This window comes from Arthrobacter sp. PsM3, assembly GCF_030433895.1.
Lineage (GTDB): Bacteria > Actinomycetota > Actinomycetes > Actinomycetales > Micrococcaceae > Arthrobacter.
Map to the genome: position 1 here is coordinate 29,082 of NZ_JARUXE010000025.1, position 22,722 is coordinate 51,803.

General features: G+C 63.9%; 18 protein-coding genes and 2 pseudogenes. 11 read left to right on the forward strand and 9 right to left on the reverse strand.

All coding sequences use genetic code 11. From position 1 onward, the window contains the following. Positions 1–280: 280 nt before the first annotated feature. Positions 281–1,075 carry a DUF4386 domain-containing protein gene (locus tag QCD75_RS14080; protein WP_301229604.1) on the reverse strand — a complete coding sequence of 265 codons (795 nt, stop codon included), beginning with the start codon at positions 1,073–1,075 and terminating at the stop codon, positions 281–283. 1,281 nt (positions 1,076–2,356) lie between these two features. On the opposite strand from QCD75_RS14080, the gene QCD75_RS14085 reads away from it, so the two are divergent. From QCD75_RS14085 to QCD75_RS14110, 7 genes and pseudogenes are all read left to right on the forward strand, one after another. Further along, positions 2,357–3,583, forward strand: a complete 1,227-nt coding sequence (locus QCD75_RS14085) for a sugar ABC transporter substrate-binding protein (protein WP_301229606.1) — start codon at positions 2,357–2,359, stop codon at positions 3,581–3,583. Positions 3,584–3,642: 59 nt separating this feature from the next. Continuing rightward, positions 3,643–4,602: a carbohydrate ABC transporter permease gene (locus QCD75_RS14090; protein WP_301229608.1), complete on the forward strand. Its 960-nt coding sequence runs from the start codon at positions 3,643–3,645 to the stop codon at positions 4,600–4,602. Positions 4,603–4,613: 11 nt separating this feature from the next. After that, positions 4,614–5,483 (forward strand): carbohydrate ABC transporter permease, encoded by an 870-nt coding sequence (locus QCD75_RS14095; protein ID WP_441005490.1) that lies wholly within the window; start codon positions 4,614–4,616, stop codon positions 5,481–5,483. A 73-nt stretch (positions 5,484–5,556) separates the two neighbouring features. Further along, positions 5,557–6,342: a ThuA domain-containing protein gene (locus QCD75_RS14100; protein ID WP_301229612.1), complete on the forward strand. Its 786-nt coding sequence runs from the start codon at positions 5,557–5,559 to the stop codon at positions 6,340–6,342. After that, positions 6,339–7,517 (forward strand): Gfo/Idh/MocA family protein, encoded by a 1,179-nt coding sequence (locus QCD75_RS14105; protein ID WP_441005491.1) that lies wholly within the window; start codon positions 6,339–6,341, stop codon positions 7,515–7,517. The genes QCD75_RS14100 and QCD75_RS14105 overlap by 4 nt, the downstream gene beginning before the upstream one ends. Before the next feature lie 291 nt (positions 7,518–7,808). Beyond that, a pseudogene (locus tag QCD75_RS22225) lies at positions 7,809–8,021 on the forward strand (transcriptional regulator); the annotation flags it as partial. Positions 8,022–8,114: 93 nt separating this feature from the next. Then, positions 8,115–9,056, forward strand: a complete 942-nt coding sequence (locus QCD75_RS14110; protein ID WP_301229616.1) for an ROK family protein — start codon at positions 8,115–8,117, stop codon at positions 9,054–9,056. 47 nt (positions 9,057–9,103) lie between these two features. Here QCD75_RS14110 and QCD75_RS14115 read toward each other — a convergent pair whose 3' ends face one another. Continuing rightward, complete coding sequence (locus QCD75_RS14115) at positions 9,104–11,341, reverse strand: S9 family peptidase (RefSeq protein WP_301229618.1); 2,238 nt, start codon at positions 11,339–11,341, stop codon at positions 9,104–9,106. 287 nt (positions 11,342–11,628) lie between these two features. On the opposite strand from QCD75_RS14115, the gene QCD75_RS14120 reads away from it, so the two are divergent. Next, positions 11,629–12,456, forward strand: a complete 828-nt coding sequence (locus QCD75_RS14120; protein ID WP_301229620.1) for a response regulator transcription factor — start codon at positions 11,629–11,631, stop codon at positions 12,454–12,456. Here the strand turns inward: QCD75_RS14120 and QCD75_RS14125 are convergent. The 7 genes and pseudogenes from QCD75_RS14125 to QCD75_RS14155 form a co-directional block, all read right to left on the reverse strand. Then, complete coding sequence (locus QCD75_RS14125) at positions 12,423–14,186, reverse strand: ATP-binding protein (RefSeq protein ID WP_301229622.1); 1,764 nt, start codon at positions 14,184–14,186, stop codon at positions 12,423–12,425. The two genes, QCD75_RS14120 and QCD75_RS14125, sit on opposite strands and share 34 nt — an antisense overlap. Before the next feature lie 141 nt (positions 14,187–14,327). After that, positions 14,328–15,629, reverse strand: a complete 1,302-nt coding sequence (locus QCD75_RS14130; RefSeq protein WP_301229624.1) for a glycosyl hydrolase family 8 — start codon at positions 15,627–15,629, stop codon at positions 14,328–14,330. A 101-nt stretch (positions 15,630–15,730) separates the two neighbouring features. After that, positions 15,731–16,102: pseudogene (locus tag QCD75_RS14135) on the reverse strand (response regulator transcription factor); the annotation flags it as partial. A 14-nt stretch (positions 16,103–16,116) separates the two neighbouring features. Further along, positions 16,117–16,875 carry a hypothetical protein gene (locus QCD75_RS14140; protein ID WP_301229628.1) on the reverse strand — a complete coding sequence of 253 codons (759 nt, stop codon included), beginning with the start codon at positions 16,873–16,875 and terminating at the stop codon, positions 16,117–16,119. After that, complete coding sequence (locus QCD75_RS14145; protein WP_441005492.1) at positions 16,872–18,302, reverse strand: glycosyltransferase family 2 protein; 1,431 nt, start codon at positions 18,300–18,302, stop codon at positions 16,872–16,874. The genes QCD75_RS14140 and QCD75_RS14145 overlap by 4 nt, the downstream gene beginning before the upstream one ends. 221 nt (positions 18,303–18,523) lie before the next feature. Beyond that, positions 18,524–19,612 (reverse strand): LCP family protein, encoded by a 1,089-nt coding sequence (locus QCD75_RS14150; RefSeq protein WP_301229632.1) that lies wholly within the window; start codon positions 19,610–19,612, stop codon positions 18,524–18,526. A 58-nt stretch (positions 19,613–19,670) separates the two neighbouring features. Beyond that, on the reverse strand, positions 19,671–20,261 hold the full coding sequence (locus QCD75_RS14155) for an arsenate reductase/protein-tyrosine-phosphatase family protein (protein WP_301229634.1): 591 nt from the start codon (positions 20,259–20,261) through the stop codon (positions 19,671–19,673). 186 nt (positions 20,262–20,447) lie between these two features. Here QCD75_RS14155 and paaA point away from each other — a divergent pair, with 186 nt between their 5' ends. Genes paaA through paaC form a run of 3 tightly spaced genes read left to right on the forward strand, consistent with a single transcriptional unit; the run spans position 20,448 to position 22,722 of the window. Further along, positions 20,448–21,479, forward strand: coding sequence for a 1,2-phenylacetyl-CoA epoxidase subunit PaaA (paaA, locus tag QCD75_RS14160; RefSeq protein WP_301229636.1), 1,032 nt, complete (start codon positions 20,448–20,450; stop codon positions 21,477–21,479). After that, positions 21,476–21,781, forward strand: a complete 306-nt coding sequence (gene paaB / locus QCD75_RS14165; protein WP_024367847.1) for a 1,2-phenylacetyl-CoA epoxidase subunit PaaB — start codon at positions 21,476–21,478, stop codon at positions 21,779–21,781. Before paaA ends, paaB begins: the two co-directional genes overlap by 4 nt. After that, complete coding sequence (gene paaC / locus QCD75_RS14170) at positions 21,778–22,722, forward strand: 1,2-phenylacetyl-CoA epoxidase subunit PaaC (protein WP_301229639.1); 945 nt, start codon at positions 21,778–21,780, stop codon at positions 22,720–22,722. The genes paaB and paaC overlap by 4 nt, the downstream gene beginning before the upstream one ends.

The following is a 22,722-nucleotide window of genomic DNA, read 5'->3' on the forward strand; positions in this document are numbered from 1 at the left end:
CCCGGACAAGGCCCTGCGCTACGGGCATACCGACACGCCGGGCACATGGCGCGTCGCCAGGCAGGAACAGTAGCGAATTGCTGCTGCACGGCGGTGTTCGACGGCGGAAGTCGCACTTTTGGGGGCGGCCGGGACTCCGGGGTGCCCAAAGCCCGTCACCAGGAACACCCACCAGCAGGCGGCGAGGAAGTCCAACGTCCTGGCCGAGTAAACCTGGGTGCACGGGGCCGGCCGTTCAGTCGCTATCCGGGTAACTGTCGAGACCCATGGTCACGGCGACCTAGTCAGAGTCGGTTCGTCTGGCGGGCGCGGCGACCGCGGCGGTGGCGAGCATTGCGCCCGTAATGGGTGACGGCTTGAAGCCCTTGACGACCAGCCAGAGGCCAAGCGAGAACTCCCAAAGTGCGATCGGGAGCGCGGCGAGCAGGGTCACAGTGGAGATTCGGTCGATGACGCCGAACATCGTCAGGATGACGGCAGTGAACTGCAGGGGAGCTCCGATGAGTCCAAGCACGGGAAGGGCACGCGGCACGAGGCCCGAGCGGTACAGCAAGGTCCCAAGCAACACGGCGTTCACGGCTGGCATGAGGCTTTGGCCGAGCAGGAACGTTCCGTTGTAGAACACGACGAGCCCATCGCCCACAGTGGTCAACGAGGTCGCGTCCGCTCCGGAGCCGCCGGCTTGCTGCAAGGCAACGAGGGAGAGGATGCTCGCGACGCCGGCGAAGATCATGGCGGCTTCAATCGTGCGGCTGGCGACAAAGCCCAGCGCCATGGCTTCGTTTTGCCGCTTGATCACCGGGAACAGCGTGACTGCGGTGCCGATTCCGGCGAGGCCGACGATCACCTCGAGCAAGCCTCCCCAGAGCGCGCCAGTGTCGGCGGCGGAGCTGATGATAAAGCCCTGGCCCTTCACCGGACCGTACAGTGTGAGCGTGGGGATCGAAACAAAGGTAATCAGGTAGAAGATACCTGCCACGAGCGCGGTCTTCCTCGTCGAAGTCACCGGGACGCCTTCCGTTGTTGGCGCGATGGCGGGCGAACCATTGCCCGCCCAGTTGTTCGGCTGCGGCATAAATTGTGCCGTCCTTCAACTGGGTCCCAGTGTCGTGCTCACGTGAACGCTCGTCAAGAGCTCGTCAAGGGCTCGACGAGGCACACGAATAGTGCTCGCGAAATGGGGTGCGCGCCTCATCTGGGAAATGTTCGCGAAACGTGGTCCGGCTCTGTGTGCTGCTGGGACCATGCAGGGGTTGTCGTTGTCAACGCGCAGGGAGATCATCAAGCAGCCCGCGCGAAGTACGCGCGGGCGTCGAAGAGGGACAAGGGACGGATCCTGGATGATCTGGCCGGTGTCACGGGCTGGTCGCGTGCCAATGCCCGCAGTGCCCTTTCCACGGCACTCAAACGTCGGACTCCGGTCCATAAGGCCAAGCGGAAGGCCCGGCCGCGGACCTACGGATACGACACGCTGACAGCCCTGACACACTGGCGGCCTCGGAACCGCATGACCGCTGCTGAGCGGGATGGACTCAAGCTCAAGATATGGCTGCACCCGTGGCTCAACATCGCTGTCCTTGCCGCCATTGTTCTCATCGTGGTCCTCATGGCCCTCGATCCCGCCAACGCCCCCAGGTCTGGACGAGCCTCAGCACGCTTGCGGTGCTGCCGGCCATTTTCCCCTTCGCAGCGCACATCGAGCAGCCAAGAGGCACCGCGCGTTGAGCAGCCAATAGGTTGAGCCTCTAGCAAGCAACGTATGGCCCGGTCGATTCCACGCAAGGAATCGGCCGGGCCATTCTGTTTTGTGGGGTGCAGGGGTTTCATAGCGGCCTCTTGTGGTGAATGGTAGCTCGAATGTGAGCCGCTGGCGCTATAACGAAGTGAACAACAAGAAAATAGGCACTGGTCCGTATCTCCGTGCGGGGTCTGTTCCGACCGGCTTCCTCAACCCACGCAAACCCTTCCGTGACCATTTCCGCTGCGCAAAATGCCCCCGACAGGGAGGCAACTCTGCCTTGGTCAGCCCCACCCCCGCCCGGGCTCGCGCTGGACTGGGCCGAGCGGCCGGAGTGCTCAGCGGAGGCCTGAGTGGGGGCATAGCCCAACGAAAACGCAACGTCGGGGCGGATGCCCGGTTCGGTCTTCCACCCTGGCTGCCGCCACCGGCAAAAGAATTTAGGGCTATATGTTGTGACGCACGACATATCGTGCGAATATGTTGTGGTGCACGACATATAGCAGCTGTGTCTGGCGCATCTAGTCATCCGCATTGGCGCAGATTGGGCTGGTTGATACCCGACGTCGAACGTCGAGATCCGCTAGTCACATCACGAAGCAAGGGAGCTTTTTGATAATGAACAATAAAAGAAGAGTGACGGTCATTCTGGCGATGGCCGCCATTGCACCGCTTACGTTCACAGCATGCGCCGGCGGTGGAGCGGCCCCGGCCTCTGGCGGAGACGTGAAGTCCCTTACTGTCTTGGACAGCTACAACAACGATCCAGACAAGGGGATCCTCCAGGCCTCGATCGACAAGTGCGCGGCCAAAGTCGGCGTCACCATTGAGCGGACAACCGTGCCAGGCAAGGATCGGATGCAGACCGTCCTTCAGCGTTCATCCTCCAAGACGCTTCCTGACGTCCTAATGCTTGACAATCCCGAAGTGAAAGACGTTGCCGCGACCGGCGCTCTCTCCCCGCTCAGTGACTACAAAGTGGACATGTCAGCGTTCGCAGGGAACAGCCTGGACGCCGTCACACAGGATGGTCAGGTCTACGGTCTTCCCCTTCCTGCTGACACCCTCGGCCTCTTCTACAACGCTGACGTTCTCGCTGCTGCTGGTATTACCCCGCCGAAGACCTGGGACGAGCTGAAAGCGGCAGCCGCTAAGCTCACCACGGGAGATCAGTATGGCCTGGCCTTCTCGGCCGCTGCCACTTACGAAGGCGCATGGCAGTTCCTGCCCTTCATGTGGACGAACGGCGGGGACGAGACCAAGCTGGACAGCCCTGAAGTCAAAGGCGCGTTGCAGCTCTACGTTGATCTGGTCCAGAGCGGCTCCGCTTCGAAGAGCGTCATCAACTGGAACCAGGCGGATGTTAAGGACCAGTTCGTGGCAGGCAAGGCAGCCATGATGATCAACGGCCCTTGGCAGATTCCGGCGTTGGCTAAGGTCCCGGGTGTCAAGTGGAATACGGTTCAGATCCCCGTGAACAAGCCCGGACAGACACCTACCGCGCCGCTTGGCGGCATGGTTTGGACTGTCCCCAGAACGGGTGACAAGGCAAAGCAGGCGAAGGCCGCGGAGTTCGTGGCGTGCACCGGAACCGAGGATAGCCAGATGGCCCTCGGGAAGGCGCGTAACACCGTGCCCACACAGAACGGTCTGCACCAGAAGTACGTCTCGGAGGTCCCGACCATGGCGGCGTTCACCAAGCAGGTGGAAGACGCCAGGTCCCGGACAGGCAAGCTCGGTAAGGATTGGCCGAAGGCAGCGACCACCATCTATACGGCCGTCCAACTCGCACTCACCGGTGGTGCTTCCGTTGATGAAGCCTTCTCTAAGGCCGCTGCGGGCTGATTCGTCCTCCGCCAGCAGGCAGGGTGTGTCAACAATGGAGCCGGAAGGGCCAGCAAAAAATGTCAACAATTGAGCGTTCCTCTCGTCAATCTCCACAGTTGCGCCCCCCCAAGGCCACCCTGTCTGCCAGGAAACGGTTCTCTGAAGAGAACGTCGCCAAGGTCCTCTTCGTTGTCCCAGCGGCCGTCTTTCTTCTATTGTTTTTCGGCTATCCCGTGGTGAAGAACATCACCATGAGCATGCAGGAGTACACCACCCGAACTTTCTTTACGGGGGAAGCCCCCTGGGTCGGCTTCCAGAATTACGTCGCGGTATTTGGAAGCAACCTGTTTGTTCCGGCGCTAGCCAACACAGCACTGTTCACCATCGGATCAATTGCAGGACAATTCGTCATCGGGCTGGCGTTGGCATCGTTTTTCCGGCGACGGTTTCCGCTGAGCAATTTCCTGCGTTCAATGCTGCTCTTGCCGTGGTTGCTTCCGCTCATCGTGGGTAGTGCAACGTGGCGATCCATCTTGGACCAGGACAGCGGAATTCTCAACAGATTTCTTGAAGCCCTGGGCCTGATACAGGAGCCGATCCCGTGGCTCACGAGTCCAGCCGTTGCGCTCACTGCAGTCATTATTGTCAACATCTGGGTCGGTATTCCCTTCAACGTCACGATTCTGTACGGGGGATTGCAGGACATTCCCGAAGAGCTGTACGAAGCGGCGGCTCTCGACGGAGCAACTGGATGGAAAGCGTTTCGGCACATCACCTGGCCGAGCCTTCGACCGGTGGTCAGCGTAGTTCTGGTTTTGGGGGTTGTTTACACGATCAAGGTTCTGGATATCATTCTGGGTTTGACGAACGGCGGCCCTGCCAACGCGACCCAGACTCTGGCAGTACGTTCCTACCAAAAGTCCTTCATTGACTTCGACTTCGGGGTGGGTGCTGCGTACAGCAACATACTCATAGTCATCTCGCTCCTTTTCGCTCTCATCTATCTACGCGCCAACCGGCGTGCCGTCGACGAATAGGGGATGCAGCTATGACGATTACGGCACCAACTGTGGTTCGTACCAGTTCCCCGAGGCCAGCGCCAAAGCGACGGCGAACAGTCCCGACCTGGGTATTCTCTGTCATCGGAATACTTTTCCTGGCTATCATGCTCTTCCCGATCTACTGGATGATCAACGCTTCGCTCCAGCCCTCAGGGAATACTCTGACTGCTGGGATCTTCCCCACTAATCCCAGCTTCGCCGGCTATGAGACGGCCATCTCCCAGCAGGGCAAGAACCTCATCACGAGCCTGGTCGTTTCTGCCGGAACCGTTGTCTTCAGCCTTGCGATCGCGGCTCCGGCTGCCTATGCCCTGGCGCAGTTCAGGTTCCGTTGGATCAATGCCGCACTCCTCGCCATTTTGATCTCGCAAATGATCCCGGGAATTGTGATCGCAAATGCGCTTTACGCTGCCTACAACGACCTGGGGCTCCTGAATTCGATTCCTGGTCTCATCCTCGCGGATGCCACGCATGCGATCCCGTTCGCGATCCTCATCCTGCGAGCGTTCATGATCGGCATCCCGCCCTCGCTGGTTGAAGCGGCCAGAGTGGATGGGGCGGGCCTGGTGCGGGCGTTCTTCTCGATCGTGCTGCCAATTAGTCGCAATTCGATCATTACCGCGGGACTGTTCTCCTTCCTCTTTTCCTGGAGTGACTTTCTATTCGCGCTAACACTCACGACCACCCAGGACGTGCGACCGGTGACTTTGGGAATTTACCAGTACTTAGGATCGGAAGTATCGAACTGGAGCGCTGTGATGGCCACCGCGGTCCTCTCATCGCTTCCCGCGATTGTGCTCCTCTTGATAGCCCAGAAGTACATTGCTGCTGGAGCAACTGGGGGCGCAGTCAAATAGCCGGTTGACCATACGAACGCTGTAATGGTCCGCACAATATTCTCTACTCATTCGCTAACCAGATAGGAATTTAATGTCTGATTTTACCGCCAATGGACCGCTCAGGGTCGTCGTCTGGGGAGAAAACCGCCACGAGCAGCTTGAGCCGGAGGTCGCTGCGATATACCCGGAAGGGATGCACAACACCATCCGCCAGGGCATCGAGGAGAACCTCGGCGAGCGTGCGCAGGTGAGGACGGTTACCCTCGATGACCCCGAGCATGGACTCACCGAAGACCTTTTGACGAACACCGATGTTCTGGTCTGGTGGGGTCATGCTGCACACGCCGAGGTTTCCGATGAAGTCGTGGATCGGGTTCACTCCCACGTCCTTGCCGGCATGGGCCTGATCGTGCTGCATTCTGCCCACTGGTCCAAGATCTTTGGAAAACTCATGGGCACCAGCTGCACCCTTCGCTGGCGCTCCGAGCGGGACCGCGAGATCGTCTGGACCGTGGACCCCACCCACCCCATCGCGAAAGGAATTCCCCACCCATTCATCATCCCTGAGCAGGAAATGTATGGAGAGTTCTTCGATATACCTGCCCCCGATGAACTTGTTTTCCTAAGTACCTTCTCCGGGGGGGAAGTGTTCCGCAGTGGCTGCACGTTCCGGCGCGGGTATGGAAAAATCTTCTTCTTCAGCCCCGGGGACCAGGACTACCCCGTCTACTTTCATAAGGACGTCCGACGAGTAATTGCCAACGGAGTCGAATGGGCCGCGACCGAGCGTCCCGAGCGCACAAGTCCTCAACTACTTCGCTACGAAACCGAAGATTTCTACAACGGCCACGACTACCGGGGAGCGATGCAGAATTGAGCCCCTTTGCCACACTTAGCGACACGAGTTCCCCTATCCGAGTAATTCTCATCGGCGCTGGGCTTATGGGCAAGAAATGGATATCTGTGCTCACTGCCTCCGCAGATGTCGAGTTGGTCGGACTCGTCGACCTCAATCTGTCCGCGGCTGAGGCCGCGCTGCACGAAGCGGGGCTGGACCATGTCCCGACTGGAACGAACCTCACTGACCTCGCCAGAGCCACGGGAGCCCAGGCCGTGGTCAACGTGACTGTCCCCGCAGCTCATCACCCAACCAACATGGAGGCGCTCTTCGGCGGTCTGCCCGTGCTGTGTGAGAAGCCCGTCGCACCGACCGTCAGTCAGGGTTTGTCGCTGGTCGCCGCTTCGGAAGTGACCGGACAGCTGCTGATGATCAGCCAAAGTCGCCGCTACTACCGCACTTTGGCGGCTTTGAAGAATAACCTGTCCTCGCTGGGCGAGGTTGGCATAGTGACCACTGAGTTCTTCAAGGCTCCGCACTTCGGTGGTTTCCGCGAAGAAATGGAACATGTTCTCTTGATCGACATGGCCATTCACGCCTTCGACGTCGCACGCTATCTGCTTGGCCAGGAGCCCGTTTCAGTTTACTGCGAGGAATACAACCCTTCGTGGAGCTGGTATGCCGGGGACGCCGCCACGACGGCAGTTTTTGAGTTTAGCAATGGGGCCCGTTTCGTCTTCACTGGCAGCTGGTGCAGTGCCGGACATGAAACTTCATGGAACGGGAGCTGGCGCATAAGCGGCGCACACGGCACCGCCAGGTGGGATGGCGAGAACGAGGCCTCCTTCGAGCTGGTAGATCAGGGACAGGACGATAGTTTCTTGCCCCCCAACGGTGACACTGCGTCGCCTGAGGAAATCGCTGGCTCGCTAGCCGAATTCGTTAGCTCACTCCGCTCCGGGATACTTCCTTCGGGCGAGGTTCATGGAAACATTCTCAGTTTGGCGATGGTAGAGGCAGCCGTGCAATCGTCAGAGCGGGGTGAACGCGTCAGCCTCGATCAGGTTCTGAGCGCAGCTCGGGCAACGGCTCTCAGCGAGGAGTCCATCCCGGTCGTGAAGGAGGCGCTCAGCGACTGGCCCTCGGACCGGCATACCCTCGCCAGCTTGGCCGAATACGCGGCCTCAGCGCTGACGCACTCAGCTCAACACTGAGTCCACGGACCTGCTTCACCTATAGCCGTCTCGCCGAGAGGCGGAGAATCAAGTCCGAACGGCTCCGAGTGGATTCGGCGGTCGCTCGGATAAGCATCAAAGTGAGCACAAAATGATGTTGGGAACGAAGCCGCCTTTGCCGGGCGTTTTGGATCGCCGGTCCATTGCGCCCGGCAAGGACGGTCGCCTGGACGCGGAACGAGAGCTTGGGGGACCGGTTGGACCGCGCACGTGAGTTCTGTGACAGCTTCCTCGGCCGCATCGCGCTCGGTAACTGATATTCTCCCGAAGATGCCCTCCCCGACCCAACGGTCCGCCACGCCGCCGTTACTCCCAGAGCCACTAGCGCCGTCCAGCGAGCAGGATCCTTCCAGACGGAACAACCTGTCCGTGATCACAACGTTGGTCCATCACCACGGCGTCCTTAGCCGGGCACAGTTGACTAGGCGCACCGGGCTGAACCGCTCCACGGTGGCCACCCTGATCGGACAACTCGTTGCATTGGGCCTTGTTTACGAGTCCGCACCGTCCGGGGAGGCCCGGGTGGGCAGGCCTAGTCCGGAGGTGCGCCCCAGCCAGTGGACAGCGGCACTTGCCGTGAATCCGGAGATCGACGCCGTGACAGTCGGGCTGGTGAGTCTCGGCGGAACAGTCCAAAAGCAGGTTCGATTTGGCACGAAACGGATTCCCACGGCCGCGGAGGCCGTCAGCATCGCGGCTGCGGTTATCGAAGGGATGCTTTCGGAACTCGATACCTCCTACCGCATTACAGGGATCGGTGTAGCTGTACCGGGCTTGGTGCACCGGGCCGAGGGCGTGGTTCGGCACGCCCCGCATTTGGGCTGGCGAAATGAACCCATCGCCGCGATGCTGAGTGAGGCCAGTGGCTACCCCTGCGCGGCCGCCAACGATGCTTCCCTGGCTGCAGAAGCCGAACTCATCTTCGGTGCGGGCGCCGGACGGCAAGACTTGGTCTACCTCAATGGTGGAGCCAGTGGCATCGGCGGCGGCGTGATCTCCGAAGGTGGACTCCTGGGTGGCGTCTCGGGGTATGCGGGGGAATTAGGACATACCTTTGTTCGCACGTCAGGGATTACCTGTCACTGCGGCGCCACGGGTTGCCTGGAGACCGAGGTCACACAGTCGAGGCTCTTCAAACTAGCCGGGCTCGCAGGCGGCGATGTGTCCCAGCTGGAACAGGTCCTGCAAAATAGCAGTAACCCGGACGTGGCGGTCGAAGTGACACGGCAGCTAGGGTACCTGGCAGTAGCCTTGCGCAACGCGGTGAACATCTTCAACCCCGAGGCGATAATTCTCGATGGATTTCTGGGTGTTCTTTACGCGCTTTCCCCCCGAACACTAGACGATCTACTCCTGTCTCAGGCTCTTGAGGGCCCCGCCAGCGAGGTGACGATATACCGGGCAGCCTTGGGTTCACACCTGATGATGATCGGAGCCGCAGAGCTGGCCTTCGCACCTTTACTGGCCGATCCCGCTGGCCTCGGCACGCTCTCCCTTGGCGGTACACATAAAGCCTGAGATGCCCACAAAGGCAAATCGATAGGGGCGAGCCCCCAGCCCCCGAGCTACTTAACCCCGGCCCCCGGCAGCAGTTCCGTGGCGTCCAGGGAGTCGGCAACGAAGGCGTAGTCCCAGGCCCGTTCCTTCCACTGCACGTAGCGGCCGGAGGCGCCGCCGTGGCCGCCCTCCATCTCGATCTTCATCACGATCGGCTCGCTGCCGGTGTTGAGTTCGCGCAGCCGCTGCACCCATTTGGCGGGCTCCACGTAGAGAACCCGCGTGTCATTGAACGAGGTCACCGCGGCGATCTTGGGATACGCCACCGCACGGACGTTCTCGTACGGCGTGTAGGACTTCATGTACTCGTACACGTCGCGGTCGGTGATCGGGTTGCCCCATTCCTCCCACTCCAGCGCCGAAAGCGGCAGGTTGGGGTCCAGGATGGTGGTCAGGGCGTCCACGAACGGGACGGCGGCAACGATCGCCGCGTATTTCTCCGGGGCCAGGTTGGCGACGGCGCCCATCAGCAGGCCGCCGGCCGAGCCGCCCATGGCCGCGATCCGTGCCGGGTCCACCCAGCCGGACTCCGCCAGCCAGTCGGTGGCCGCGATGAAGTCCGTGAAGGTGTTCTTTTTCTGCAGCTTCTTGCCGGTGTCGTACCAGTGCCGGCCCAGTTCCCCGCCGCCGCGGATGTGGGCGATCACGAACACGATGCCGCGGTCCAGCAGGGACAGCCGGGGGATCCCGAAGCTGGGATCCATGCTCATCTCGTAGGAGCCGTAGCCGTACACCAGGCCGGCCGCCGTCGAATCCTGCTTGACGGAGGCGTGGCGCAGCACGGAGAGCGGGATGCGGGTCCCGTCGGACGCCACCGCCCATTCGCGGGTGGCGACGTAGTCCGCGGCGGAGTAGCCGCCGAGCACCGGGCTTTCCTTGCGCTGCAGCAGCTCGCCGGCGGGCTGTTCCGCGGTGGGCAGCACAAAGTCATAGACCCGGGACGGCGTGAAGTAGGAGGTGTAGCCCATCCGGATCACGGGGGCCTCGTAGTCGGAGCCGGCCACCCCCGCGGTGTAAAGCTCCTCCTCGAAGGCGGGCTCCACCGGCGCGCCCTGCTCCGGCGTGCCCAGCCCGGCCAGCGGCAGGACCTGCACCCGCTCGATCGTGTCCTTGCGGATGGAGACCACCAGGTGCGTCGAGGTGACGCCGGCGCCGTTGACCCGCACCTCGTCGGAGTGCTCGACGACGGTGGTCCAGTGCTGCTCGGCGAGCGGCTTGGCGAGCTCGGCCGGGTCCACGAGGGAGACCATGGAGTTGATGGCCTCCCTGTTGTGGGTCAGGAGGATCGACTCGGCCGGCGTCCCGGAGACGTCCGCCAGCAGGAACGGCTCGGCCTCGTAAAGGATGCGTTCGTCCCGGGAGATCACGGTGGACAGTCCGGCGTCGAGCGCGTCGAAGCGCAGCAGCCGGGTCTCGCTGAATTCCGAGCAGCCGATGCTCAGCACCAGGTGGCGCCGGTCGGCGGAGAGCTCGAAGCCCAGCCACATGGCGACGTCGTCCTCCTGGTAAATGACCTCGTCATCCGCGACGGGCGTGCCGAGCACGTGGGCCTTGACCTGGTAGGGCCGCCACGCGTCGTCCACCACGGTGTAGAAGATCCGGGTGCCGTCGGGGGAGAAGGAGATGCCATAGAAGACGTTCTCGATCACGTCGGGCAGGAGCTCCCCGGTGCGCAGGTCCTTGATCCGCAGCGTGAAGCGCTCGTCGCCGGCGTTGTCCACGGCGTAGGCGTAGAGGTTCCCGTCGATGGTCACGGCGGCCCCGCCGACGGCGAAGAACGGCTTGCCCTCGGCCTCGACGTTGCAGTCCAGCAGGATTTCCTCGCCCGGGATCTCGACGCCGACCTCGACGGCAGGGGGAGTCCAGTCGGCGACGCGGTCACCAGTGTCCCGGGCCTGGACCCGGCACTGGATACCGTATTCCTTGCCCTCCACGGAGCGGGTGTAGTACCACCAGCCGTCCTTGCGGTTGGGAACGGAGAGGTCCGTCTCCTGGGTGCGGGCCTTGATCTCCTGGAAGATGGCCTCGCGCAGCGGCTCCTGGTGCGCGGTCACCGCCTCCTGGTAGGCGTTCTCGGCCTTGAGCAGGTCCACCACCTCGGCGGATTCCTTGTTCCGCAGCCACTCGTAGTTGTCCTCGAAGGCGTCGCCGTGGTGCGTGCGGAGAGCGGGGATCTTCTTGGCAACGGGTGCAGCGGATTTTTCGATCGCGCCGGAAGGGCCACCAGTGGCGGGAGTGTCAGTCATGCTCCCCAATATATAGAGACAACCGTCGCCTGGCGCCCACGTTCGCCACGGGGGTATTCCGCCACCCACAGCCCCCGCCCAGCGGCGGGCCGGAGGGCGTACGCTTGCCGGAATGCCAGGAATCGGGCCGGGGCATTTAAGGGTCGGGGCATCTAACCGTCCATGCAGGAATTCCTTGGCCGACATTATGCCAATGGTGCGCGAAATCGTGACATTCCAGTGACACTAACCTGTTAGCGTTACCTTCAACGATTTGCTGGGGTGGGAATGTGGTAGATATTTCGCGCGTGGCAGTGGTTATTGAAGATGACAAGGATATCCGGGGGGCCCTCCGGTCGATTCTGACTGCGTCGGGCTTCACCGTCCATGAGTGCAGCACCGGGGTTGAAGGCGTGGATGCGGTGGCCCGGTACGGGCCTCATATCGTGACGTTGGACCTGGGGTTGCCTGACATCGACGGTTTTGAGGTGGCCCGGCGTATTCGCCTGTTCAGTGACACCTACATCATTATGCTGACAGCCCTGACCGAGGAGCTCGATACCCTGCAGGGGCTGGAAGCCGGTGCCGATGACTACCTGACTAAGCCCTTCCGGCCCCGTGAGCTCCGGGCCCGGGTTGCCGCCCTGTTGCGTCGCCCTAGGGGACTGGAAGCGGCGAAACCTGCTTCCGCGGAGAGGGTACTGGTGGAAGCGCCAGTGCCGGTGCCGGCGTCCCGGGGACCCCTGATGCCTGAAGCGTCTTTGAGGGGAGCGCCGACGGCCCACGATACCGCCCCCAGGCGGGTGTGGGACCACAACGGCCTGCGGCTGGACCCTTCGACCCGCACCACCGAAGTTGCCGGGGTTGAGGTGGTCTTGACGCGCACCGAATTTGATTTGCTGGAGGCGCTATTGGAGGGCGGCCGCATTGTCAGGAGCAAGGCCGACCTCGCACGGCGGCTTCACTATGAAGAGTACGGGACGGGTTCCTACGTTAGTGAAGCTGATGAGAAAGTCGTTGAGGTTCATGTAGCGAACCTCCGGCGTAAGTTGGGGGACAACCCCCGGCTGCCACGGTGGCTGGAGACAGTGCGGGGCGTGGGTTACCGGATGACCCCGGGCGCCACCGCTTCCTGAAAGGGCTCCGTCCTGCCGGGAGCCGCCCGATTGCTGTCGAGGGGTAGGCGCACCGAGAAGGTTGTCCCGCGTCCCAGAGCGGATGCGACAGCGATACTGCCGTTGTGCCGGGTGATGATGTCATGGACGATCGCCAGTCCCAGCCCTGTTCCCGGTACCGCAGCCGCTGAGGCGTTGGATGCGCGGAAAAAGCGCTGGAACACTTGCGGGATGTCATGTTCGGGAATTCCAATGCCGTCATCCGCCACTTCCACCCGCAATTCGGCTGCCTGATCTTCGGAACCGCATTTTTGCGCGGTAATGCTGACATGCCCCCCGCGGGGGGTAAACTTAATGGCGTTGGACACCAGATTCGTAAACACCCGTTCCAATTGCGCTTCGTTGGCGCCAACTACAAGATCCTCGCCGGCGTGGTCCAGCGTGATGTGGATGTCCCGGGCAGTGGACATGGGACGGAGCACGGCCGTTACCATGCGCAGCAGGTGTCCGATATTGACGGGAGCTTTCCGGGAATCGTCGCTGTTGTCGTGCCGAGCGAAGCTCAGCATGTCCTCGATGAGGCCGCGCAGACGGTCCGAATTCTGCTCGATGACGGTCAGCATCTCTTCGATACCGGGCGGCACGGGACCGCCCTCACCGTCATGAATCATGTCCAAGTAGGCGGTGATCGAGGTCAGGGGCGTTCGCAACTCGTGGTTGACCATGGCGAGGAAGTCCGTCTTCGCCTGATCGAGCTGGTGGAGCCGTTTGAGGACCAGCTGCTGGGCATTGATCAGATGCCCTTGGATCAGGCCGTAGGCGAGATTGCCCGCCACATGGCGGATCAGCGCGGTCTCGGCGACGGTCCACAGCCGGGGTTCGTGGGCGTTGACGATCCACAAGATACCGAAGGCTGCTTCGCCTTCTCCGACCGGGACCACAGCAGAGGCGCGGGCACCCATGGCTTCCATCCAGTCCAGGAGTTCACCATCCTCCGGGGACGGCCGGTAGTGGAGATGGTCATCCACGGTCAACAGGGCGGATTCAGTCCAGAACCTGTTGGCTGCCCGTCTGGCGGCAGGTTCATGGGCTCCGAGGCGCGGCGGCAGCTGGGCCAGGCCGTACCGATTCCACTGTGCCGTGATCAGCGGCACCCGTTCGTCGTCGAAGGTGGTGAACCAGACGTGGTCGGCGTCGAAGGTTTCCCCGAATCCCTGCACGAACTGCTCGGACATGTTTCTTGGGTCGTTGGTTGCGCGGATAGCCGCGGAAACGCCGCGGAGGCGCTGCCGCAGCCGTTCGGAGTTCCCCCGGACCTCGCTGCGTCGTTGCCCGCGGCGGATGAGGTTCTGCACGCGGTGGATCAGTTCATCGGCACGGGCAGAGGTCCGGACGTAGTCGGAGACGCTGAGCATTTCGAGCACGTCCGGGCTCAAGTCATGATCTTCGTCAACCAGGAACAGCACAGGAATGCCGGGTTCCTCCTCCTGGGGTGCCGCACCGGTGATTGAACCTGACGCATCAGCGGCTGCCGTTCCTGCCGGCACGGCGCGGCTGAAGGCCATGTGCACAATCAGGACACTCGGATGTCCGCGGGCAAGGAGCCGCAGCAGCTCACCCTCATCAGGGGTGGAGGCAACGGAAAATCCGGCGCTCTCCAAGGTGGATGTGGTTCTGGCGAGCCTTTTCCGGTCGGGGTCCGCAACGACGGCGCTGGTCGTGGCGGCGTCGGCCACCGGTTGTATTGTCACGGTTCCCCCTGCATAGGCGGCGGCTCGCCGCCCTCACTGATCCAGGGTCAGGCTATCAGCGTCCGGCCCGGGGATCGTCCCGGTCCGACGCCTGCCGACACGTTCAACCCGGGCAGGGGATCGGGTGGCGCTGCGCTGCTTTTAGGAGGACAGCTTGGGGCAGCCGCCAAGAACCCGCGAATCCAGCAGGATCCGTCCAAGGGCAATCCAGGCAGTGCCGTAGTAGGTGGGATGGATGCTGTTGAGCGTTTCGGCCCGGCCCAGGTCAGCCCGTGCTCCGGGACGGTCGCCGGCCGCTGCGCGGGCGGCAGCCCGGGCCACGTAAAACACGGGATGTTCCTCCCCGGCCATCCGTGTACCGGAGAGATCCAGGGATGTCGCTTGCCGGCCGGTGCCCAGCGCAGTACCGGTGCCCAGCGCGGTGGCGCTGTGCGCCGCCACAGCCACATCCGCGGGGAGGCACGATTCGCTGAAACGCACCGGCACCCTGGCGGCGTCGTAGCTGTACAGGCCGGGCCCGTCGGTGCCGGCGGGCCCGGTTACGGGCTGCGCGGACCCGTCGGCCCGGATGCGCGCCCAGTCCGGCAGCAGGGGACCGGCGGCCAGGAGCGAGGCTGTCACCCTGGAGGTGCCGGTGGAAAGTTCGCTCCAGCGTGCGTCGCCGGTGCTCGCGCCCAGGATGTCGAAAGCCGCAGGGGAGGCGTAGGAGGGGTTGTAGGGGAGGGCGGGCCCCTGCCGGGCCCAAAGGCCGGGCAAGAGAATACGTCCATGCACTGTCTCTGCGGTGAGCTTGTCCATGACACGGCCAGCCAGCCGGTTTCCTTCCGCAGTCAGGTCCGGACGGCCGAAGAGGGTGCCTGCCCGCACCAGCGCCCGGGCTGTGTCCAGGTCGGCATCACTGGCAGGGGCCGGGTCCTTGACCGCCCCGTCGGACCAGTGCCAGGAAAGGAGCCCGTCCTCGCGCATCAGGTGGTCCCGGGTCCACGTCCAGATCTTCTGAAAGCTCCGCTCGTCACCCACGGCTGCGGAAATGAGCAAACCGTAGGCCTGCCCCTCGCTGACCGTATCGTTGCCTTGGTCCCGCCGTACCACCCGCCCGTCCTCATCCACCCAGTGCAGCAGGAACGCCGCGGCTGATTCCCGAAGCGCCTGCTCGGCGGGCCGGACCGGATCCGCGGCGGCAACAGGCCCGGTGCCATGATCGGGTGATGCCGGGCCGTGGGCTCCGGTCAGGATCATGGCTGCGCTCAGAAGCCATGCCGGGATGGACGCCGCACGGCCGGCGCGCCGGTAGCGGCGTTCCTGGCGCCGTGCCGGTGCCACCGAACGCGCCCCGGGAGAGGGAGTCGGGGCGGGGCCCTCCAGCGGCCGGCGGATTTCTTCCCGGGCTGGAGTTCCTGCGAGGACCCGCACATAGGAGTCCATGATTGTGTGTCCTTCCATTGGTCGCGGCCTGTCTGCGGTTCCGGCCACGGCGGCTGAGGCCCATGACACGGTTGTCAGTCGGTACCCGGCGCCTCGAACGGTCTCAGGCTGCAGGGGCTTTTCCGTGGCCGCCGTTGCAGGGCTTCCACCCTGGCCTGCAGGATGAGGGGCCGGAAAGGCTGGGTGATGTAGTCATCAGCGCCGGCATCCAGCCCCATGAACACGTCATTTTGGTCGTTGCTGGTGCTGACGATGAGGACGTAGGCATCACTGAACTCGCGGATCCGCCGGATGGCTTCCAGGCCGTTCATGCCGGGCAGGTGCAGGTCCGTTGTGATGAGGTCCGGATCATGCATCCGGGCCGCCTGCACGCCGTCCGCGCCCGTGGCCGCGGCGTGGACGGCGAAGCCGCACTCCCGCAGCAGCCCGGTGAGGAGTTCGCTGACGTCAGGGTCATCTTCGATCACCACCGCCGTCAAGGGCTCGTTCATCGGATCCCCCCGCGTCAGTTCCGTGCCGCGGTGCCTGGCACGGCGTAGCCGATGGTGACGGTGTCCAGAACCGTTTGACGGGTGTAGATCCCGGTGCCCGGCGCTGTTTCGGTGAGCAAGTCAAATGTGAACAGGACCTGGGTGCTGTGCGCGGTGGGATTGGCCGGGACCACCACGCCGGAGGAGTAGGAGAACGGCGGCTGGACGGCGAAGTCACCCTGGTCGTTGGCCAGCACGGTTCCGAGCGCGTCCACCCGGGCATTGAACCTGGTGACCTTGATGGCGTTTCCGTCCGGGGAGCCGTCAATGTGGGCGCTGAGGCGGATGATGGGGGCATCATTCGGGCTCAGCGCGGCGGCGTCGTCGGTCATCCAGTAATTCACAATCAGGTTATGGGCGGCAGCACCCAGGGTATGGGTGACGGTTCCGTGGCTCAGATCCCCGGCAACCGGAACCCAGACGGGGGCCGCGGGGGCTGTCGGTGCCGCTGAGGCCGCCGGGGCCGGTGCTTCATTGCCGGCCGCGGCCTGTGACGCGCTGGTGCCCGCCGCGGGGCTCGGGGTTTCAACCACGGCGACCTGCTGCACTGCGGGGGCCCCGGTGGGGCCCGGCATCCCCGGAACAGAACAGCCGGAGACAGCCAGAACCGTCCCAAGAACCAGGGCGGGAAGAACTGCCGCCGGGAGCCGGCGGCGTTTCCTGGACGGGGAAGGAGCAACAGCGGAGTCCTGCCGTGATTCCTGCCGGCCCGGCCGGTGCGTTGCGGCGCTCATACGTGGAATCCCTGGTGGCCGCGGAGGGTCTTGCGGAGCATAAACGTGGTCTGCACCATGGTGGTGATGTACAGGACGGGCCAGCCGACCGACAGGATGCCGGACTGCACTCCGACGGGAAGCTGCAACCAGGCGTAGATCATGCCCAAACCGACCACCAGGAATACGACAGCGGGCATCAAATACGCGCTGCCGGCCCCCCGCTCGGCCCGTGCCTGGGCAGCCCAGTTATCCGTCTGGGCGCTGGTGAAGAACTTCCCCCACGCCCGCACAAAATGGCCCATGCGCAGCCACAGGTAAATTTCCGCCGGCACCGCCAGCAACGCGAAGGCGATGTCCCGGCCGGATTTCCCCTTGATGGACAGGGCAATCCGAAGGTTCAGAATCACGGCGACAACCGGGGGAATCAACCACACCGGGTAAAAGACCCACGCATGGATGCTCAGCGAAGCTGCCAGAAGCATGATGAAGGAGACGCGGGTCAGGATGTTGATGACCATCGAGGCGTTCTCGCTCCACCGCAGCCGCAGGTTCGGGTGGAAAGGCTGCCCCGGGGTGTTGCTGCGCTGCCCGGGCCACATCAGGTCGATCGCGCCGTAATTCCACTTGACCTGCTGGCCATCCAGGGCGCGCAGGGTATCCATGCCGCCAACCGACGCACGGGCGCGGGCTGAAATTTTGGTGGCATAGCCGATGTTTTTGATCTGCAGGGAAAGCAGCGAATCCTCCACTTCGGAGTCCTTGACCCACGGCGTGGACTGCCGGTTATCCACCATGACGTTCTTCAGTGCCTCCATCGACAACAGGGAGCACTGGCCGCCCAAAACGGCCATGTTCCGGCCCCGCAGAAGGTTGTCCATGTTGAAGGCGGCAAACTGGGCGCGCTGGCCGGCGGTCAGGAATTTCGCGGTGAATCCCCGCGTCTGGGGCTCGGCGACGGTGTAGATGGCGGAGATGCCGCCGATCCGGGGATCACTGAGGATTTCCTCTTCCAGATGCTCCACTGCATGCCGGTCGGCTACGGTGTCGCCGTCCACTCCGAGGAAGTAGTCATAGTCGTCGCAGACCTGGGCAAACCCGTAATTCAAAGCGCCGACTTTTTTATCCGAGTTGGACCCGATGTCGTGGATGAAAACTTCGGTCCGGTAGGTCGTGTCCTGATAAACGTGCTCGTGAGGTCCGGCGAATTCCCGGGCAACGAAAAAGGTCTCATCGGTGGAGTTGTTGACCACCACGTGGATGACATCGGGCAGGCGGGACTGTTTGAGCAGGGCCTGGAGAACCTCCGCAATGGTGTCCTCTTCGTTGTAGGCGGGAATGACGCAGGCGATGGTCGCCCGGTCCGTCCCGGCCTGCTTCTTCTGTTGCGGAAGGACCAACAGGTAGTCGCTCTCTAACCGTTCCTGGATCAGTGCAGTCACTTGCATCTCCGTTCGCTGTTCAGTATTGGGCTTGACTCCAATACTGGACAGCGGACCTTTATTCCGCCCCAATGTGCATCTTGGAATTGGCCTAAGAATGTCCCGGCATCCTGAAGACCCTCTGCCGTCCGGTAAATCTTGGGTCAGCGTTGCCCCATTCTTGGGCATTCCCTAAGAAACAGAAGCAGAAACAGCAGCCGGACAGGAGCGTGCGCACCGTCCGGAAGTCAGTTCCCGTTCTGCAGCCCGTGGGCGGCGATGTAGTCGGCCAGGGTCCCGGAGGACAGCGCGGCGGACACGGCGGCAGTGGCGGCGGGGTCCTGCAGGACGATTGACTGGCCGTCCCAGCTGGTCCCCACGCCGGCGGTGGGCAGCGTGAAGAACACGGCGTTGCCAGGCGCTGTGCTGCGCAGGCTGAAGGCGAGGTGTTCCAGGGTCTCCACGTTCAGTCCCGGGGACACCGTGACGTGGGGGAGGACGGTGGACACCAGCTGCTTCACGGTGTTCCGGTCCTGCAGTCCGCCTTCGGCCGCCAGCTTGGCCATCATGGCCTTGAGGAAGGTCTGCTGGTTCCGGACCCGCTGGTAGTCGCCGTCGGCGAAGGCGTGGCGCTCGCGGACAAAGGCCAGCGCCTGCAGCCCGTTGAGCCGGTTCACGCCGGCCGGAAAGTACACGAAGTCGTCAACGGTGCCCTGAAACGCCTGCTTGATGTCAACGTCCACCCCGCCGAGGGCATCGGTCATGGCGGCGAAGCCCTGGAAGTCCAGCATCACGGTGTGGTCGATGTGCTGGCCCAGCAGGGCCTCCACGGTCTGGGTCATCAGCGGCACGCCGCCGAGCTCCAGCCCGGCGTTGACCTTGGCCGCGCCGTGGCCGGGGATGTCCACCCACAGGTCGCGCATGATGGAGATGCCGTAGACGCTCTGGCGGTCCGCCGGGAGATGGATGAAGACCAGGGCGTCCCCGCGCTGGTCGGACGCTGCGCCGGAGGCGGCGGCGGCCCGCTCGTTGACCCGGCTGTCGCTGCCGATGAGCAGGATGTTCAGCGCGGCGGGCGGCGGTTCCGTGGCCGGAGCTGGCGTCGGGGTGGGGCTGGGTTCCGGGGTGGCCGGTGTTGTTTCCGGTGCCGGGGCGGAGGTTTCCACCGGGGCCGAGGTTTCGGTGCGCGGCCGGTTCAGCAGGAAGGCCGCGGCGGCGACCGCCAGGACCACCAGCCCGGCTATGACGGCGAGGGCAATGGTTCGGCGGCGGTGCATTCCGCCCGGTGCCGCGGTTGGGCCTGCGGCTGCTTCTTCTGGTTCCGGCGACGTTCCCATGGCCGGACACTACCACCGCCACCGCTCAAAAGATGCCGGCGGCGCAGGGCAAAAAAGGTCAGCTGTGCTGGCGGGCGAACCGCAGGATGGTGAGGATGGCCGGGGCCAGCTCGTCTTCCATCTGGCTGTAGAACTCCTGCCCGCGCCGGTACGGGTCCACCACGTCGTTGTCGGCGGCCTCGGCGGCCAGCGCCAGGTGCCGCACGGAGGCCGCCCGGGCGGGCAGTTCCCGCCAGAACGCCGGAAGGTCGACGGCGGCGGGCGTCGCGTCGCGCTGCTCCAGGACCTGCAGCATCCGGGCGAATTCGCGGATGGTGAAGGTCCGCTTCAGCAGGGAGGCGTCCATCTGCATGACGTCGCCGCGGTGTTTGGCGGTCATGGCCAGCACCAGGTCGGTCTCCCTGAGAATCCTGGGGGTCAGCAGCCGGGCGGCGAAATCCTCGGGTGTCCCGCCGTAGGTCCGGATGATCTCCGCTGAGGGCGGCTGGACCGGATCGCCCACCATGGCCCGCGTGCCGGCGCTGCGCACCACAAAAGCACCCGGCCGCACCTGGTCCAGGCCGGCTTGCAGCAGCCGCTCGGCCACCGGGGAGCGGCAGATGTTGCCGGTGCAGACCGTCAGGATCCGGACGGGGTGGGGCGTTTCCACGGGGAGGCCCTTTCGGGGGAGGGGCGGGTCGTCGCGACCCGGAGGCTCCAACTTAACATGGGGAGGGCGGCGAATCCCGGTGAACACCCCAAAGGGAACTGCCCGGGTGCTTGACGCATCTCCCGCCTTCCGCATATCCTGAACGAACGGTCGGTAATTATTTATCGGAAATGCATAGGAGCAACCATGGCAGCGCAGACCCTGCAGTCAGTGCCCGGAGAGCCAACAGCGGCACGGCACGAACAGAGCCTCGAAGATGCGGCCCGGCGTGACGCTGAAGGCCAGGCATACTTCGACAAAGTCATGGCGGATGACTCGCGGATCGAACCCCGCGACTGGATGCCCGCGGCCTACCGCAAAACCCTGCTGCGCCAGATCTCCCAGCACGCCCACTCGGAGATCATCGGCATGCAGCCGGAAGCCAACTGGATCTCCCGCGCCCCCAGCCTGAAGCGCAAGGCCATCCTGATGGCCAAGGTCCAGGACGAGGCCGGCCACGGCCTGTACCTGTACTCCGCCGCCGAGACCCTCGGCCAGCCGCGCGACCAGATGATGCAGGACCTGATGGACGGCAAGGCCAAGTACTCCTCCATCTTCAACTACCCGGCCCGCACCTGGGCGGACATGGGTGCCATCGGCTGGATGGTCGACGGCGCCGCCATCGCCAACCAGGTGCCGCTCTGCCGCGCCTCGTTCGGCCCCTACGGCCGCGCCATGGTCCGCGTCTGCAAGGAAGAGTCCTTCCACCAGCGCCAGGGCTTTGAGATCCTGCTGGAACTCTCCCACGGCACCCCCGAGCAGAAGCAGATGGCCCAGGACGCGGTGAACCGCTGGTACGCCCCGGCACTGATGATGTTCGGCCCGCCGGATGACGACTCGCCCAACTCCAAGCAGTCCATGGCCTGGAACATCAAGCGCTTCAGCAACGACGAGCTGCGCAACCGCTTCGTCGGCATGATGATGGAGCAGGTCAAGGTCCTGGAGCTCACCCTCCCGGACAAGGACATCCGCTTCAACGAAGAGACCAAGAAATGGGAGCACGGCCCGCTGGACTGGGATGAATTCCACGAAGTCCTCGCCGGCCGCGGCCCCTGCAACGCCCAGCGCCTGGAACGGCGCCGCGAAGCACACCACGAGGGCACCTGGGTCCGCGAAGCCGCCGCCGCCTACGCGGAAAAGCAGAGCCGCAAGCAAGCAGAGAAGGAATCCGCAGCATGACAACCCCCGAACCGCACGCAGGAAACGTCTGGCCCATCTGGGAAGTATTTGTCCGCTCCAGCCGCGGCCTCTCCCACGTCCACGCCGGCTCCCTGCACGCGCCGGACGCCGCCATGGCCCTGCGCAACGCCCGCGACCTCTACACCCGCCGCAACGAGGGTGTGTCCATCTGGGTTGTCCCGGCCGACGCCATCGCCTCCAGCGATCCGGACGCCAAGGGCTCATTCTTCGAGTCGCCCCAGGGCAAGGACTACCGGCACGCCACGTATTACACCAAGAGCGAGGGCGTGAAGCACCTGTGAGCACCACACCTGAAACCGCGGCAGCTCCGGCACCCGCAGACACAGCAGAAACCGGCGGCCACGGGGACATCTCCGTCGGCGTCAAAGGCTCCGGCAACAGCGGCGAGGCCACGGCCAGCGCCACCCGCATCACCCCCGGCAACGCCCTCCGTCCGGAGGACATCGCCCTGGCCGTCAGCCGCGGAACCGCCAAGCCGAGCGAGGACGTCGCCGAGTTCGCCCTGCGCCTGGGCGATGACGCCCTGGTCCTTGCCCAGCGCCTGGGCCACTGGATCTCCCGCGCACCCGAGCTTGAGGAGGACATCGCCCTCGGCAACATTGCTTTGGACCAGCTGGGCCACGCCCGGTCCTTCCTCAGCTACGCCGGCGGGCTCGATGGCCGGAGCGAGGATGACCTGGCGTACTTCCGCCGCGAGCCCGAGTTCCGTTCCGTGGAGATCTTCGAACTCCCCGTTGGCGACTTCGCCGTCACCATCGCCCGGCAGTTCGTGGTCAGCTACTACCAGTTCGAGCTCTACCGCCGGCTGACGCAGTCCACCGACGCCACCCTGGCCGGCATCGCCGCCAAGGCCGTCAAGGAAGTGGATTACCACCGCGACCACAGCGCCCAGTGGGTGCTGCGCCTCGCCCAGGGCACGGACGAGTCCCGGGCGAAGATGATCCACGGCTTCAAGGTCATCTGGCCCTACGTCGACGAGCTGTTCCGCGACGACGAGCTTACCGGCCGCCTCACCGCGTTCGGCGCCGCCGTCGAACCCTCCAGCCTGCGCGCCGACTTCGACCGCCTCACCGGCGAGGTCCTGGCCGAAGCCGAGCTTGAGGTTCCGAAGGTCCAGCCGGCCCCCGGCGGCGGACGCAGGGGACTGCACTCCGAACACCTCGGCTACCTCCTCGCCGAAATGCAGGTGCTCGCCCGCGAGTACCCCGGAGCAAGCTGGTAA